At 72.9% G+C, this 16,001-nt stretch carries 14 protein-coding genes; 10 read left to right on the forward strand and 4 right to left on the reverse strand.

Annotated features, from left to right (window positions below):
- Positions 1-279: 279 nt before the first annotated feature.
- Positions 280-996, forward strand: coding sequence for a tetratricopeptide repeat protein (locus ACIRP2_RS24770; protein ID WP_404254414.1), 717 nt, complete (start codon positions 280-282; stop codon positions 994-996).
- Between the two features lie 54 nt (positions 997-1,050).
- Here ACIRP2_RS24770 and ACIRP2_RS24775 read toward each other — a convergent pair whose 3' ends face one another.
- A complete protein-coding gene (locus ACIRP2_RS24775; protein ID WP_404253781.1) occupies positions 1,051-2,328 on the reverse strand; it encodes a DUF1015 family protein in 1,278 nt (425 codons plus the stop codon).
- Between the two features lie 71 nt (positions 2,329-2,399).
- Between ACIRP2_RS24775 and ACIRP2_RS24780 the strand changes: the two genes are divergently transcribed.
- Together ACIRP2_RS24780 and ACIRP2_RS24785 are read left to right on the forward strand one after the other, a co-directional pair.
- A complete protein-coding gene (locus ACIRP2_RS24780) occupies positions 2,400-3,428 on the forward strand; it encodes an HAD hydrolase-like protein (RefSeq protein ID WP_404253783.1) in 1,029 nt (342 codons plus the stop codon).
- Positions 3,429-3,610: 182 nt separating this feature from the next.
- The gene (locus tag ACIRP2_RS24785; protein WP_404253785.1) at positions 3,611-4,453 is read left to right on the forward strand and encodes an ABC transporter ATP-binding protein; all 843 of its coding nucleotides are present in this window, start codon (positions 3,611-3,613) and stop codon (positions 4,451-4,453) included.
- 70 nt (positions 4,454-4,523) lie between these two features.
- Here ACIRP2_RS24785 and ACIRP2_RS24790 read toward each other — a convergent pair whose 3' ends face one another.
- A complete protein-coding gene (locus tag ACIRP2_RS24790; protein ID WP_404253787.1) occupies positions 4,524-4,871 on the reverse strand; it encodes an SCP2 sterol-binding domain-containing protein in 348 nt (115 codons plus the stop codon).
- Positions 4,872-4,914: 43 nt separating this feature from the next.
- Between ACIRP2_RS24790 and ACIRP2_RS24795 the strand changes: the two genes are divergently transcribed.
- From ACIRP2_RS24795 to ACIRP2_RS24820, 6 genes are all read left to right on the forward strand, one after another.
- On the forward strand, positions 4,915-5,253 hold the full coding sequence (locus ACIRP2_RS24795) for a hypothetical protein (protein ID WP_404253789.1): 339 nt from the start codon (positions 4,915-4,917) through the stop codon (positions 5,251-5,253).
- Between the two features lie 7 nt (positions 5,254-5,260).
- Positions 5,261-6,076, forward strand: coding sequence for a TlyA family RNA methyltransferase (locus tag ACIRP2_RS24800; protein ID WP_404253791.1), 816 nt, complete (start codon positions 5,261-5,263; stop codon positions 6,074-6,076).
- A complete protein-coding gene (locus tag ACIRP2_RS24805) occupies positions 6,073-6,978 on the forward strand; it encodes an NAD kinase (protein ID WP_351085792.1) in 906 nt (301 codons plus the stop codon). The genes ACIRP2_RS24800 and ACIRP2_RS24805 overlap by 4 nt, the downstream gene beginning before the upstream one ends.
- Positions 6,979-7,086: 108 nt before the next feature.
- Positions 7,087-8,832, forward strand: coding sequence for a DNA repair protein RecN (gene recN / locus ACIRP2_RS24810; protein ID WP_404253794.1), 1,746 nt, complete (start codon positions 7,087-7,089; stop codon positions 8,830-8,832).
- A 112-nt stretch (positions 8,833-8,944) separates the two neighbouring features.
- A complete protein-coding gene (locus tag ACIRP2_RS24815) occupies positions 8,945-9,772 on the forward strand; it encodes a hypothetical protein (protein ID WP_404253796.1) in 828 nt (275 codons plus the stop codon).
- A gap of 122 nt (positions 9,773-9,894) precedes the next feature.
- Positions 9,895-10,992 (forward strand): glycosyltransferase family 4 protein, encoded by a 1,098-nt coding sequence (locus ACIRP2_RS24820; protein WP_404253798.1) that lies wholly within the window; start codon positions 9,895-9,897, stop codon positions 10,990-10,992.
- Positions 10,993-11,062: 70 nt separating this feature from the next.
- On the opposite strand, the gene ACIRP2_RS24825 is transcribed toward ACIRP2_RS24820, so the two are convergent.
- Entirely contained in the window at positions 11,063-12,688 is a 1,626-nt protein-coding gene (locus tag ACIRP2_RS24825; protein WP_404253800.1) for a PucR family transcriptional regulator, read from the reverse strand.
- Between the two features lie 256 nt (positions 12,689-12,944).
- On the opposite strand from ACIRP2_RS24825, the gene ACIRP2_RS24830 reads away from it, so the two are divergent.
- The gene (locus tag ACIRP2_RS24830; RefSeq protein WP_404253802.1) at positions 12,945-13,826 is read left to right on the forward strand and encodes a sulfurtransferase; all 882 of its coding nucleotides are present in this window, start codon (positions 12,945-12,947) and stop codon (positions 13,824-13,826) included.
- Between the two features lie 106 nt (positions 13,827-13,932).
- Here ACIRP2_RS24830 and ACIRP2_RS24835 read toward each other — a convergent pair whose 3' ends face one another.
- A complete protein-coding gene (locus ACIRP2_RS24835; RefSeq protein WP_404254416.1) occupies positions 13,933-15,735 on the reverse strand; it encodes a glycoside hydrolase family 15 protein in 1,803 nt (600 codons plus the stop codon).
- Positions 15,736-16,001: the final 266 nt, after the last annotated feature.

The raw sequence follows: 16,001 nt of genomic DNA on the forward strand, positions 1-16,001 counted from the left end.
CCGCGTGGCCCGCGTCGCGACGACGACAGCCGTGGCGGCGGGTACCGGCGCGACGACAGCCGCGGCGGTTCCGGTGGTGGGTTCCGTCGTGACGACAGCCGCGGCGGGGGATACCGCGGCCAGCGGGACGACCGCGGTGGCCGGGGCGGTTACCGCGGGCGCGACGACCGCGGTGGGTACGAGCGGCGGGACGACCGGGACCGTGAGCCCATCAAGCGGCTTCCGATTCCGGAGGACGTCACCGGCGACGAGATCGACAAGGATGTGCGGCAGGAGCTGATGAGCCTGCCGAAGACCCTGGCCGAGGATGTCGCCAGGAACCTCGTCATGGTGGCCCGCCTGATCGACGAGGACCCCGAGCAGGCGTACGCGTACTCGCGGATCGCACTGCGACTGGCCTCACGGGTCGCGGCCGTGCGTGAGGCGGCCGGGTTCGCCGCGTACGCGACACAGAAGTACTCGGAGGCGCTGGCGGAGTTCCGCGCTGCCAAGCGGATGACCGGTTCCGTGGAGCTGTGGCCCGTCATGGCCGACTGCGAGCGTGGACTCGGGCGCCCCGAGCGGGCGATGGCGATGGCCGGCGAGCCCGAGGTGCAGAAGCTGGACAAGGCCGGTCAGGTCGAGATGCGTCTGGTGGCTGCCGGGGCCCGTCGTGACATGGGGCAGATCGATGCGGCCATTGTCACGCTGCAGAGCCCCGAGCTGGCTTCGAACGCCGTGCACCCGTGGACGCCGCGCCTGCGCTACGCGTACGCGGACGCGCTGCTGGCGGCGGGGCGCGAGGACGAGGCACGTGAGTGGTTCGGGAAGGCGCTGGAGGCCGACAAGGACGGCGCCACCAATGCGTCGGACCGGCTCGCCGAGCTGGAGGGTGTCGAGTTCGTCGATGCCCTGGATGAGGACGACGAGGGTGAGAACGACGTCGCTCCCTCGGCCACCGCTGCGGACGACGACCAGGACAAGGGGCGGGACCAGGACGGTACGTCCGAGGCGTAAGGCATGACAGAGGGCGGCACCCTGCGGGGTGCCGCCCTTTTGCCGTTCCGGGGGTCAGTCGAGTGCGAGGCTTCGCAGGACCAGGCCGCTGGCGGGCTTGGGGCCGAAGGATGTCGACTTGCGAGGCATGGTGACGCCCTGTCGGGCGAGGTCCCGGACGACTTCCTCGCGTACCGGATGCATCAGGACCGCCGTCGCGTTGTGGCGTGCGGCCTGTTCGACGGCGGCCGCCGTGTCGTGGATGTACGCGATGTGTTCGGGGGCGTCGGGGATCCGCCAGACGTGGTCGAGCAGAGCCGCGTGCAGGACCGTCGCGTCGAGGGTCCGCCAGGCGGTCGGGTGATCGGCCGGAATCGTACGTGCCAGCAGAGCGGCGTCGGGGCGGTCGACGAGGTGGAAGCGACCGTCGCCGGCGAGCAGGAACGCGTTGCCTTCGACGGCCGCCTCGGCGAGTGCCTCCAGGGCCAGGGGCAGCGGGCCCTCGATGTCGCGGACGCGGAAGAGGCCGTTCAGCGCGGCGAGCGCGTCGGCGACGGGGAGGCGGTGCAGCAGCCGGTGGATGGCGCGGACCCGGAGCGGGTAGCGGGCCGTGTCGACGAGAAGGACCAGGCCGAAGTCCCAGGGGCCGGGAGCGGTGTGCTCCTGTTGCAGCCGGAGATAGGTGGCCCAGCGGTGGTGGCCGTCGGCGATCAGGGCCTGGTGGTGGGCCAGATCGGCCTCGATCTCGGCTCGTTCGGCCGGATCGGTGACCGCCCACAGCCGGTGGCTGTAGCCGTCCTCGGTGGTGGTGGCGAGCAGCGGTGGACGCTCGATGGTCCGCTCGATGACGGAGGTCGCGCCCGAGACGGAATCGTCGCCGCGGTAGGTGAGCAGCAGCGGTTCGAGATGGGCGGCCGTGGTGCGCATCAGGTCGGCCCGGTCCTCGACGACGTGGGCCATCACGTCCTCGTGCGGCAGGACGATGCCTTCGGCGGGTGCGGAGAGTGCCAGTGCTCCGACGACGCCGCGTTGCAGGATCTCGGCGTCGCGTTGTTCGTAGACGTACAGCGCGGGCTCGGCATCGGGAGCGAGAACGCCCTCGGCCAGCCAGCGGTCCAGGGTCTCGGCGGCCTGCTTGTGACGGGCCGCGGCGGTGTCGGCCTGCGGCAGGATCAGCCGGACGATGTTGTGCGGGTCCGCCGACTCCAGGTGGTGCAGTCCGTCGGGGCGCACGACGACGTCGTACGGCGGTGAGGTCACCGCGGCGAGACTGCCGACCCGCTCGGGGACGTAGCGCAGTCCACGGAACGGGGCCAGACGCAGTCCCTGGCCGGCCGGACCTGATGTGTTCATTTCTGCATCGTATGTGTGAGGCGGGGATGCGCGATGATCGGGACAGAAGCATGGAACGAGGAGCGCAAAGAATGAGTCAGGCGAGCAGGACCAGGCCGAGCGGCAGCGGCACCGCGTTGAACGAGGCGTACGACACGGCGCTGCTCGATCTCGACGGGGTGGTGTACGCGGGCGGTCATGCGATCGTCCACGCCGTCGACTCGCTGGGAGCGGCGCGGGAGGGCGGGATGCATCTGGCGTACGTGACCAACAACGCCCTGCGGACGCCGGCCGCGGTGGCCGAGCACCTGACCGACCTCGGGGTGCCTGCCCGGCCCGGCGATGTGATCACCTCGGCGCAGGCGGTGGCGCGGCTGATGGCGGATCAGCTGCCTGCCGGTGCAAGGGTGCTGGTGGTGGGTGGCGAGGGGCTGCGCGTCGCGCTGCGCGAGCGCGGGCTGGTGCCGGTGGAATCGGCGGACGACGAGCCGGCCGCGGTGGCGCAGGGGTACGGCGGGCCCGACATGGCGTGGGGGCGGTTCGCCGAGGCGGCCTACGCGATCGCGCGGGGGGTGCCGTGGTTCGCGTCCAACACTGATCTGACGATTCCGAGTGCCCGGGGGATCGCGCCGGGGAACGGCGCGGCGGTGGAGGTCGTACGGATCGCCACCGGGGCCGAGCCGCAGGTCGCCGGGAAGCCGTTGCCGCCGATGCACCGGGAGACGGTGCTGCGGACCGGGGCGGAGCGTCCGCTGGTGGTCGGGGACCGGCTGGACACGGACATCGAGGGTGCCTTCAACGGGGGTGTGGACTCCCTGCTGGTGCTCACCGGGGTGACGGACGCGGCGCGGTTGCTGGCCGCCGGGCCCAAGCACCGGCCGACGTTCGTGGACGCGGACCTGCGGGGGTTGCTGACCGGGCAGCCCGAGGTGACGCGGACGGGCGACGGGTTCGGCTGCGGTGGCTGGACGGCGGCGGTGCGCGGTGGCGACCTGGCGATCGAGGGGGACGGGGACGTGCTCGACGGGCTGCGGGCGCTCTGCGGGGCGGCGTGGTCGTACGCGGGGGACGGCTCGTGCGGGTTGGACGTGGCGAAGGCGGTCGCCAGGCTGGGGCTGTAGGAACGGCTCCCGGCGCTTCAAGAGCAAAGGAGGGTAGGCTAACCTAACTTCGTTCTGCTCGGTGTGCCGCCGTCCGGATGGCCGACCCGCCAGGCGGGTCGGGCCGGGCTCGGGCCCACCCGCCGCCTGTGGTGAAGGACGGCCCTCGCGCCCGATCACCCCCGACCCCGGGAGTACGACCCATGCAGCGCCTCACCGCGGACTCGGTGACCCTCGGCTACGACCGGCGGGTCATCGCGGAGAATCTCTCCGTCGAGATCCCCGACAACTCGTTCACGGTGATCGTCGGTCCCAACGCCTGCGGCAAGTCGACCCTGTTGCGCGCGCTCTCGCGGATGCTGAAGCCGAACAGCGGACGGGTGCTCCTGGACGGGCAGGCGATCCACGCGATGCCCGCGAAGAAGGTGGCCAGGACGTTGGGACTGCTGCCGCAGTCCTCCGTCGCGCCGGACGGGATCACCGTCGCCGACCTCGTCGGGCGCGGCCGGTACCCGCATCAGGGGCTGCTGCGGCAGTGGTCGCCGGACGACGAACGCATTGTCGAGGAATCGATGGCGGCGACCGGGGTCGGCACGCTCGCCGATCGCTATGTCGACGAATTGTCCGGCGGGCAGCGGCAGCGCGTCTGGATCGCCATGGCGCTCGCCCAGCAGACACCGCTCCTGCTGCTCGACGAGCCGACGACGTACCTCGACATCCAGCACCAGATCGACGTCCTCGACCTCTGCGCGGAACTGCACGAGGCGCAGGGGCGCACCCTGGTGGCCGTCCTGCACGATCTGAACCACGCCGCGCGGTATGCCACACACCTCATCGCGATGCGGGAGGGCGAGGTGATCGCCGAGGGGGCGCCGGGCGACATCGTCACCGCGGAACTGGTGGAGCGGGTCTTCGGCCTGCGCTGCCAGGTCATCGACGACCCGGAGACCGGTACGCCGCTGGTGGTCCCGGCCGCGCGCAAGCCGCGGAGCGGCGGGGCGGGCACACGGGGCAAGGCGTCCGCCGGGGCCTCGACGGGGGGCTGACGGAACGAGGGGACCGAACGAGCCGCCGCCCCGGTCGCGTCACGGGCCGGGGAAGGGGCCCGCGCGGCGGCTACAGCAGCGTCCTGAGTCTGAGCAGGTCGCGGAAGCCGGCCTCCAGCCGGACCCGGCCCGTGCCCCATGCCTTGGCGAAGTTCAGCTCACCGTCCACCATGGCCACCAGATCGTCACCGGTCATCGCGAGCCGGATCTCGGCCTTCTCCCTGGGCGGGCCGTCGGCCGTGTCCAGGACCTGGATCCGGCCATCGGCCAGCCGCCCGGTGAAGGTGATGTCGAGGTCCTTGATGTGGCAGCTGAGCGAGCGGTCGAGGGCCGCCGCGCTGCGCACGTCGCCGTCGGCCACCGCGAGGTTGCCGGAGAGTCTGTCGAGTGCGCTGCGGCACTCCGCCATGGTCGCCATCGTGACCGACGGTACCGCAGCCCCACGCGGTAGCGTTTCCCGCATGAGCGACTCGATGCCGGGGCCCGGGACGGTACACGCAACAACGTCCGGAGCGACGTCCGGGGAAGCGGCGCAGGGCTCGCCCGACGAGGACACGGTCCCGGGCGCCGCAACCGTGTCCGAGCCCGCCGCGCCCGCTCCCCTCGGCATCGCACGCACCCCCACCGGCAACGCGGAGGTCGACGCGCGGCTGGAGCGTCTGGCCGATGCGGACCACCTCACGGCGGACGGGCACGTCGAGGTGTACGAGGATGTACATCGTGGGCTGCGCGACGCGCTGACCGCGCTGGACGCAGGACCCGCACCCGCACCGATGCCCTCGTACAACCACAGGAGCTGAACCGAACGTGGCAGGAGTGACACGTCACCGCCTCGACGCCGAGCTGGTACGCCGTGAGCTCGCCCGCTCGCGCGAGCACGCGAGCCAGCTGATCGCCGCGGGACGGGTGACCGTCGGTGGCAACACCGCGACCAAGGCCGCCACCCAGGTCGAGACCCGCGCCGCCATCGTCGTGACCAAGGACGACAGCGACCCCGAGTACGTCTCGCGCGGCGGACACAAGCTCGCCGGGGCCCTCGCCGCCTTCGTGCCCCTCGGGCTGAGGACCGAGGGGCGGCGGGCGCTGGACGCCGGGGCGTCGACCGGCGGCTTCACCGACGTACTGCTGCGGGCCGGCGCCGGTCATGTCGTCGCGGTCGACGTCGGCTACGGACAGCTCGCCTGGTCGCTGCAGTCGGATGAGCGCGTCACCGTCAAGGACCGTACCAACGTGCGCGAACTGACCCTGGAGGCGATCGACGGACAGCCGGTGGATCTGGTGGTCGGTGACCTGTCGTTCATCCCGTTGGGGCTGGTCCTGCCCGCCCTGGCGCGCTGCGCGGCCCCGGACGCCGACCTGGTCCTCATGGTCAAGCCGCAGTTCGAGGTCGGCAAGGAGCGGCTCGGCAGCGGCGGTGTGGTGCGCAGCCCCGAACTGCGGGCCGAGGCGGTACGGGAGGTGGCGCGCCGGGCCTGGGCGCTGGGCCTGGGAGTGCGGGGAGTGACGGCGAGCCCGCTGCCGGGGCCCGCAGGAAATGTCGAGTACTTTCTGTGGCTGCGGGCCGGAGCGCCCGAGCTGGACCCGGCGGATGTCGACCGTGCAGTGGCGGAGGGGCCTCGTTGACGACGAATGCGGCACGAACTGTCTTTCTTCTGGCGCACACCGGCCGCCCGGCCGCGATCCGCAGCGCCGAACTTGTCGTACAGGGACTGCTGCGCAGCGGCCTCGGGGTGCGGGTGCTGGCCACCGAGGCGGCCGATCTGCCGCTGCCGGCGTCCGTCGAGACGGTCACGGACACCACACCCGGCGCCGTGGACGGCTGTGAGCTGCTGATCGTGCTCGGCGGGGACGGGACGCTGCTGCGCGGCGCCGAGTTCTCCCGCGCCTCGGGGGTGCCGATGCTCGGTGTCAACCTCGGCCGGGTCGGCTTCCTCGCCGAGGCCGAGCGGGACGACCTGGACAAGGTGGTCGACCGGGTCGTCACCCGGGCGTACCAGGTCGAGGAACGTATGACGCTCGATGTCGTCGTGCACAGCAACGGCGACGTCGTCCACACCGACTGGGCGCTCAACGAAGCGGCCGTGCAGAAGGTGTCGCCCGAGCGGATGCTGGAGGTCGTCCTGGAGATCGACGGCCGGCCGGTGACCGGGTTCGGCTGCGACGGGATCGTCTGCGCCACCCCGACCGGATCGACCGCCTACGCCTTCTCGGCGGGCGGTCCCGTCGTCTGGCCCGAGGTCGAGGCGCTGCTGATGGTGCCGATCAGCGCCCACGCGCTGTTCGCCAAGCCACTGGTGACCTCGCCGGACTCGGTGCTGGCCGTCGAGGTCCAGCAGCACACCCCGCACGGGGTGCTGTGGTGCGACGGGCGCAGGACCGTGGAGCTGCCCTCGGGCGCGCGGGTCGAGGTGCGCCGCGGTGCGGTGCCCGTACGGCTGGCACGGCTGCACCACGCCTCGTTCACGGACCGGCTGGTGGCGAAGTTCGCGCTGCCCGTCTCGGGGTGGCGGGGCGCGCCGCACTGACCGGCGGACACGCCTCCGGAGGCGGTCCGAATGCTCCAGGAGCACACGGGAGAGTGAACCCCGTGGGGCGGGGTCCGTCGCACATCGGGGCTCGGACCTCGTAAGGTCATGTCCGTGTTGGAGGAGATGCGGATACGGTCGCTCGGAGTCATCGACGACGCGGTGGTCGAGCTGTCACCCGGTTTCACCGCGGTGACGGGTGAGACCGGCGCGGGCAAGACCATGGTCGTCACCAGCCTGGGGCTGCTGCTCGGCGGGCGTGCCGACCCCGCCCTCGTACGGATCGGGGCCAAGGCCGCCGTCGTCGAGGGACGGATCACGGTGTCCGAGGGCGAGGCCGTGGCCCTGCGGGCCGAGGAGGCCGGGGCCGAATTCGACGACGGTGCGCTGTTGATCAGCCGTACCGTCTCCGCGGAGGGGCGCTCCCGGGCGCATCTCGGCGGGAGATCGGTGCCGGTGGGGGTGCTCGCGGAACTGGCCGACGAACTCGTCGCCGTGCACGGCCAGACCGACCAGCAGGGGTTGCTCAAGCCCGCCCGGCAGCGACAGGCCCTGGACCGGTACGCGGGCGACGGCGTCGCCGTGCCGCACGCCAAGTACGCGGCGGCGTACCAGCGGCTGCGGGCCGTCGTCACGGAACTCGACGAGCTGACGACGCGCGCCCGCGAACGCGCCCAGGAAGCGGATCTGCTGCGTTTCGGGCTGGGCGAGATCGCCGGGGTGGAACCGTTGGCGGGCGAGGACGACGACCTGGCCGCCGAGGCCGAACGGCTCGGTCACGCCGAGGCCCTCGCCTCCGCGGCGGCCCTCGCGCACACGGCGCTCGCGGGCAACCCGGAGGACCCGGAGGGTGTCGACGCGACGACCGTGGTCGCGGCCGCCGGACGGTCCCTGGACGCCGTGCGGGCCCACGACCCGGCGCTGGCCGCGCTCGCCGACCGGATCGGCGAGATCTCGATCCTGCTCGCCGACGTGGCGGGTGAACTGGCCGGGTACGCGGACCAGCTGGACGCCGATCCGCTGCGGCTCGCCGCGGTGGAGGAGCGGCGCGCGGCGCTCACGGGGCTCACCCGCAAGTACGGCGAGGACATCACCGCCGTGCTCGCCTGGGCCCAGGAGGGGGCCGCCCGGCTCACCGAGCTGGAGGGCGACGACGACCGCATCGGCGAACTGACGGCGGAGCGCGACGCGCTGCGGGCAGAACTCTCGGGCCTCGGACAGGCGTTGACCGACGCGCGTACCGGGGCGGCGGAGCGTTTCGCCGAGGCCGTCACGGCGGAACTGGCCTCCCTCGCGATGCCGCACGCCCGGGTGTCCTTCGACATCCGGCAGACCGAGGCGGCCGACGAGACCTCCGGCATCGAGGTCGGTGGGCGGAGCGTGGTCTACGGTCCGTCCGGCGCCGACGAGGTCGAGCTCCTGCTGGCTCCGCACCCGGGAGCCCAGCCGCGGCCGATCGCCAAGGGCGCGTCGGGCGGCGAGCTGTCCCGGGTGATGCTCGCCGTCGAGGTGGTCTTCGCCGGCTCCGATCCCGTGCCCACGTACCTCTTCGACGAAGTGGACGCGGGCGTCGGCGGCAAGGCCGCCGTGGAGGTCGGGCGGCGGCTCGCGAAGCTCGCCAGGTCCGCCCAGGTCGTCGTCGTCACGCACCTGCCGCAGGTGGCGGCCTTCGCCGACCGGCAACTGCTCGTCGAGAAGACCGTCGACGGGTCGGTGACCAGCAGCGGGGTCACGGTCCTGGAGGGCGAGGACCGGGTGCGGGAGCTGTCCCGGATGCTCGCCGGGCAGGAGGACTCGCAGACGGCGCGGGCCCATGCGGAGGAACTGCTCGCGGCGGCGCGGGCGGACGGGTAGCCGGGGCTTCGCGGCCGGCGGCCGGGCGTCCTCGTCCTCCGGGGCGCCCGGCGGTTCGGGTACCGGGCGGCCGCCGGACGGCCCCGGCGGAGCGCTGCGTAGCCTGGCCCGTATGGGAGCAGCGTGGAGCAGGGCCGTGGTGTCGGGTGCGGTCGCCGCCGCCGTCGCGGGGGGCGCGTACCGGGTGCTGCGGGCCCGGCCGCGAAAGCGCGGGCAGCGCACCAACTACGCGGGCCGCACCGTCGATCTGTACGCGGGCCCGGCCGCCGCGCTCGGCGCCGTGGCCGGAGCCGCAGTCCTTCCGCTGCCTGCTCGCACCAGGTGCGCCGCCGTGCTCGCCGTGCTCGCGGCCGGCGGCTGCGGTGCCTACGACGACCTCGTCGGTGCCGACGATCCGCGCCAGGGGTTCCGGGCCCATCTGGGCGCGCTGCGGGGCGGTGAGGTGACCAGCGGCGCGGTGAAACTTCTCGGGATCGGGACCGCAGGGCTCGCGGCCGGGGCACTGCTCAAGGAGCGTCCCGTCGATCGGATCCTCGCCGGGGTCGTGATCGCCGCGACCGCGCACCTCGTCAATCTGACGGACGTACGGCCCGCCGCCGCTGCCGCCACCGTGCTCGCTCTCGGGGCCCCGGGCCTGCCGGGGACCGCGCTCGCCGCCGCGCCGATGGGCGCCGCGGCAGCCCTCGTCACCGACGACCTGAGGGAGCGCACCATGATCGGGGACACCGGGGCCTACGCCCTGGGCGCCGCGCTCGGCGTCGCCGTCGTCGCCGGCCGCGGCCGGGCCGGTCTCGTCGCCCACACCGCGGGGCTCGTCGTGGCGACGGTCCACGGGGACCGGGTCAGCCGGCTCGTCCGCGGGCTGTGGGACCGCCGACGGAGGAGGCCGGGACACGGGCGTGTCAACATCACGTCAGCTTCTCACCTGTACGAGTGGTAGGTCGTGGCCGGTTGCTGTTGTATGCAGCGGGACAGTGGCCCGACTGTGCCGGAACGTGCGTACGGACTGGCATCCTTGGCGTGCCATCACCGCCGACTCGGGACCCCCGGGAGCCATTCAACGTGTCACAGCTGCGTACGGTCCAAGTCCTGGGCGGCGGCAGCGCGGGCAGCAGTGCCCACGTCAGCTCGCTCGCCGCGGGGCTGGTGGCGAGAGGCGTGCACGTCACCGTCTGCGCCCCCGCCGAACTGGACCACGCCTACGACTTCTCCGGCAGGGGAGTCGACTTCGCCCCCGTACCGCGACGCAGTGACCCCACCGCCGTCGCCGCGCTGCGTACCGCATGCCTGACTGCGGACGTGGTCCACGCACACGGTCTGCACGCCGCCGTACGGGCCGCTCTCGCGCTCGGCGGCCGACGCGTCCCGCTGGTCGTCACCTGGCACGCCCGCGCCCACGCCGAGGGAGCCCGCAGCCGACTGCTGCATCTGATGGAGCGAAGGGCGGCCCGTGCGGCGGCAGTCGTGCTCGGCACGACATCGGACCTGGTCGACCGGGCGCGGCGCCGAGGTGCGCGCGACGCCCGGCTCTCGCCGGTCTCGGCCCCCGTGCCGCAGCAGCCCGTCGTCGTCCACGAGGGCAAGGCGCGGGCCGAACTCGGTGTGACGGAGCGACCGTTGATCGTTTCGTACGGGAGTCTCGTGCCGCACCACGGGTACGACACGCTGCTCGACGCCGCACGGATGTGGCGCGGGCTCGACCCCGTGCCGCTGCTGGTCATCGCGGGGGAGGGGCGGGAACGGGCGGCCCTGCAGCGCCGGATCAGCGACGAGGAGCTGTCCGTCCGGCTCATCGGCAGCCGCGACGACATCGTCGAACTGCTCGCCGTCGCCGATCTGGCCGTGTTGTCCAGCCGGTGGGAGGCGCGCTCGGTGCTGGCCCAGGAGGCGCTGCGGCTCGGCGTTCCGCTGGTCGCCACCGCGGTCGGAGGGGTGCCCGAACTCGTCGGGGACGGGGCGGAGCTCGTGCCGTGCGGCAACGGCGAGGCGCTCGGGCGGGCGGTCGTCAGGCTGCTCGGTGATCCGGAGCGGTGTGAGCAGTTGGTGGCCGCAGGGCGCGCGCAGGCCGCCGACTGGCCGACGGAGGACGACACGATCGCGCAAGTCCTCTCCGTCTACGACGAGTTGACGCAGCCGTTGGCGGTGGCCCGGACGCGGTGAACGCTCCGTCGCCGTGCTCCGCCAGGTCCGGGGCAGTGGGGGGCTGCGACGTGTGGCGGCGGGCCCGGGGCTACGAGGTGTGGCGGCGGGCCCGGAGCGCCAGACTCAGGGCCAGGACCGCCTGGGGGTCGTCGAGGTCGGTGCCGAGCAGCTCGCCGATGCGGGCCAGCCGGTTGTACAACGTCTGCCGGTTCAGATGGAGTTCACGTGCCGTCTCCGCCTTGCGGCCCGCGTGGGCGAGGTACGTCTCCAGCGTCGGCAGCAGCGGAGGGCGCGAACTGCGGTCGTGGTCGCGCAGCGGACCGATCGCCCGGTCCACGAACGCGGCCAGATCCGGATGGTCCCGCAGCCGCCACAGCAGCAGGTCGATGTCCAGGCGCCGGGCGTCGTACCAGGGCCGGTCGCTGAGTCCCTGCGCGGCCGTCGCCGTCTCCGCGGCGTGCCGCAGTCCGGCACCGGCCGCGGCCCAGCCGCCGGCCACGCCCACCACCACGACCGGCGGATGCGATCCGGCACGTTCCAGACCGGCGCGTTCCACACCGGCCCGCAACGCTGCCGCGACCCGGTCCGCGACCGCCGTGCGCTCCGTCTCGGACCGCAGCCCCAGCAACACCGGAACCCGGCCCTCCACGGGCCGCACGCCGAGCAGCACCGGCACGCCCACCGACGAGAGCTCCTCCAGCACCGCCCGTGCCAGCAGCGCCCAGTTCCCCGACACGGACAGCTCGGGGGCCAGCCGCATCACCACCGGCAACAACGGCGTCCCGCCCGGCTTGAAGCCCAGCACGCGGGCCTGCGCCGGGGCGTCCTCCGGAGCGATCCGGCCCTCCGCGAGATCCGACAGGAAGTCGCCCCGGCCGCGCGCCGCGAGCTCCTCCTCCTGACGGGCCTGCATCAGCACGACGGCGAGGATCCCCGCCGCCCGTTCCGCCGCCATCCGGTGCACCGTCACCAGCGGTGCGGACACGGCCAGCAGCACCAGTCTGGCCCGTACCGAACCGGTTCCCGGGCCGCCGCCCGGCACGTCCACCAGCACCGAACCCGTGGGCGGCGCCTCGCGGGCCGCCCGGCCGCCGCGCATTCCGTCCCACACCTGGAGCGGATCGGCGGACACCGGCCCGGACCCGGGGCCGGCCGCGTACAGCAGCTGGCCGTCCGCCGTCTCCAGGAAGACCGGGTTGGCCGCGAAGTCCGCCAGGATGCCCAGCACCTGGGGCACCCCGCCACCGCCGAGGAGCGCTTCCGTGCACCTGCGGTGCACGTCCTCGGCCTGCCGCAGCAGGGCGTAGTGACCGTTGACGATCTCGGTGTGTATCTCCTCGGTCACCGTCACGAACGGCACCTCGCGGTGCAGCTGCACCAGCGGCAGACCGGCCGCTCGGGCGGCGTCCACGATCGATGCGGGCAGCCTGCTGAAGCGCGGACCGAGCTCCACCACCAGGGCGGCGATCCCGCGGTCGGCGAGCCTGCGGACGAAGGCGCGCTGCTCGGCGGGACGGGTGCCGAGTCCCAGCCCGGTGGTGAGCAGCAGCTCACCGCCCTTGAGCAGCGAAGCGATGTTCGGGACCTCGCCCGCGTGCACCCAGCGCACCGTACGGTTCAGCCGGTCCGCACCGGCCACCACCTCCGGGAGCCCGCTGCGCAGCCCCGGCAGCTCAAGGGCCCGCTGCACGGTGATTCCGCCTTGCGTCTCCACTGGCTCTGGCCTCGCGTTTCCATTCGGTTCGGACGGGCGGTCGCCCTGATTCAGGAAGGTACCGGCCCCGGGCGCGGAAGGCGCGGTCGGGGAGGTGCCGAGGGGGTCCGCCGACCGGGAGCGGCGGCTCTGATCTGCCGCTTTCGACCTGCCCGGGGACATGGAACCACGGTTGACACGGGTCGGGGCCGCTGCGATCTTGTCACCGCCGTGCGGTTCGGGCCGTGCGGCTCTCCTACCCGGACCTGGAGCAGACGTGGGCGACGACGTATCGGCGTACGCAAGCAGGGTGGGCCTTCCCGGCCCCCTGGTCGGGGTCGACTGGCTCGCGTCGCGGCTGGGCGAGCCCGGACTGGTGGTCCTGGACGCCTCCGTGGGCGCGCACCGCGGCGCCGGGCTGCGGATCCCCCACGCGCGGCCCTTCGACATCGACGGGGCGCTGTCCGACCACTCGGGACCACTGCCGCACACGATGCCCGATGCCCGCCGGTTCACCGAGGAGCTGCGCTCCCTCGGCGTCCACGACGCCGACACCGTCGTCGTCTACGACGGCGCGGGCATCTACTCCAGCCCGCGTGCCTGGTGGATGCTGCGCGCGATGGGCTTCGACCGGGCCGCGGTGCTCGACGGCGGCCTGCCCGCCTGGACGGACGCAGGGCTGCCGCTGGAGACCGTCCGGCCCGAGCCCGCCGCCGAGCGGGGCGACTTCACGGCCCGGCCGCGCGCGGGACGGATCGTGGGCAGCGCAGAGGTGGTGGCGGCCCTGGCCGACCCCGCGGCGGCGGTCTTCGACGCCCGTTCCCGGGAGCGGTACTCCGGCGCGGTTGCCGAGCCACGACCGGGGCTGCGCGCCGGCCACATGCCGGGGGCGGTCAATCTGCCCTTCGGCGAGCTTCGACGCGACGGCCGGATGCGCCCGGCGGATGAGCTGCGCGCCGTGTTCGCCGCTCTCGCCGGAGACCGGCAGCGGCTGTTCTTCAGCTGCGGATCGGGCGTCACCGCCTGCGTGCTGGCGCTCGGGGCCGAGCTGGCCGGGTACCGAGACCCGGCCGTGTACGACGGGTCCTGGAGCGAATGGGGGCTGCCTTCGCAGCTGCCCGTCGTGACCGGGGCGGAGAGCGTGGGGCAGCCGCGCTGACACCGCTCGCCGCACTCCTGCGAGGCCCGGAACCGGAGCAGGCCGACGTCCGGGCGAACGGAAGGGGGCGGACACCGCTCGCGCGATGCCCGCCCCCTTCCCGAGGTCAGCCGACGTATGCCCCGCTCGCCGTCAGACGCAGTGCCGTGTCGATCAGCGGCACGTGGCTGAACGCCTGGGGGAAGTTCCCCACCTGGCGCTGCAGACGGGAGTCCCACTCCTCCGCGAGCAGGCCCAGATCGTTGCGCAGGGACAGCAGGCGCTCGAAGAGCTGGCGTGCCTCGTCGACCCGGCCGATCATCGCCAGGTCGTCGGCCAGCCAGAACGAGCAGGCCAGGAACGCGCCCTCGTCGCCCTCCAGACCGTCGACGCCGGCGTCCTCGCCCTTGGTGGGGTAGCGCAGCACGAAGCCGTCCTCGGTGGACAGCTCGCGCTGGATCGCCTCGATCGTGCCGATCACGCGCTTGTCGTCGGGCGGCAGGAATCCCATCTGGGGGATCAGCAGGAGGGAGGCGTCCAGCTCCTTCGACCCGTAGGACTGGGTGAAGGTGTTGCGCTCCTCGTCGTAACCCCGGTCGCAGACGTCGCGGTGGATTTCGTCACGCAGTTCCCGAAGCCGCTCCAGCGGCCCTTCCGCGTCACCGGACTCGATCAGCTTGATGGTGCGGTCGACGGCTACCCAGGCCATCACCTTGGAGTGGACGAAGTGGCGGCGCGGGCCGCGCACCTCCCAGATGCCCTCGTCCGGCTCGTCCCAGTGCTTCTCCAGGTACTCGATCAGCTTGAGCTGGAGGCCCGTGGCGTAGTCGTTGCGGGTCAGGCCCGTCATGTGGGCGAGGTGCAGCGCCTCGGTGACCTCGCCGTACACGTCCAGCTGGAGCTGGCCCGCGGCGCCGTTGCCGACCCGGACCGGGCCGGAGTTCTCGTAACCGGGCAGCCAGTCCAGCTCGGCCTCGCCCAGCTCGCGCTCGCCCGCGATGCCGTACATGATCTGCAGGTTCTCCGGGTCCCCGGCGACCGCCCGCAGCAGCCACTCGCGCCAGGCGCGGGCCTCCTCGCGGTATCCGGTGCGCAACAGGGAGGAGAGGGTGATCGCGGCGTCACGCAGCCAGGTGTAGCGGTAGTCCCAGTTCCGGGAGCCGCCGATGTCCTCGGGCAGGGAGGTGGTCGGCGCGGCGACGATGCCGCCGGTCGGCGCGTATGTCAGCGCCTTGAGGGTGATCAGGGAGCGGACCACGGCCTCGCGGTAGGGCCCGTGGTACGTGCACTGTTCGACCCATTCGCGCCAGAAGTCGGCGGTCGCGTCCAGCGAGCCCTCCGGGTCCGGCAGACCCGGCGGCTCGTGGTGCGAGGGCTGCCAGCTGATCGTGAACGCGATCCGGTCACCCGGTGCGACCGTGAAATCGGAGTACGTCGTCAGGTTCTCGCCAAAGGTGTCGGCGGGAGTGTCCAGCCAGACGGAGTCCGGGCCGGCGACGGCGACCGTACGGCCGTCGACCTTGTGCACCCAGGGGGTGACCCGGCCGTAGCTGAACCGCATGCGCAACTCCGAGCGCATGGGTACCCGGCCGCTGATTCCCTCCACGATCCGGATCACCTGCGGTGCACCGTCACGCGGCGGCATGAAATCGGTCACTCTGACCGTTCCGCGCGGGGTGTCCCATTCCGATTCCAGGATCAGGGAATCCCCGCGGTAGCGGCGGCGGTCGGCGGAGGGCGGCTCGGCCCCCTCCTCCCGCGCCGGTCCCAGGCGCCAGAAGCCGTGCTCCTCAGTACCCAGAAGTCCCGCAAAAACGGCATGCGAATCGAAGCGGGGAAGGCACAGCCAGTCGACTGTGCCGTCCCGGCAGACCAGGGCGGCGGTCTGCATGTCTCCGATAAGTGCGTAATCCTCGATGCGCCCGGCCACGTGCATCTCCAGTCGAACGGCCATGTCGCCCCGTAGGGCATTACTGCGGGTCAAGAGGTCGTCGCAAGGGGTTGTTGTGGGGGAACCTGCCTGCTCGGAACCTCGCCCGGAGCGAGTGTCCGAGCAGGATACGACGCACCCGGGTGATCTGCGCGACCGTCTCATCAACGGGTCTGCGCCGAACGGGTACGGCGTGAGGGGCTTGAGATGATCTTGTGTAGTGAGTGTGCGGGGTGTGGCCGGAAGCAGCCTCCCCGCGGCGCTGA

Source organism: Streptomyces sp. NPDC101194 (assembly GCF_044767885.1).
Taxonomy (GTDB): domain Bacteria; phylum Actinomycetota; class Actinomycetes; order Streptomycetales; family Streptomycetaceae; genus Streptomyces.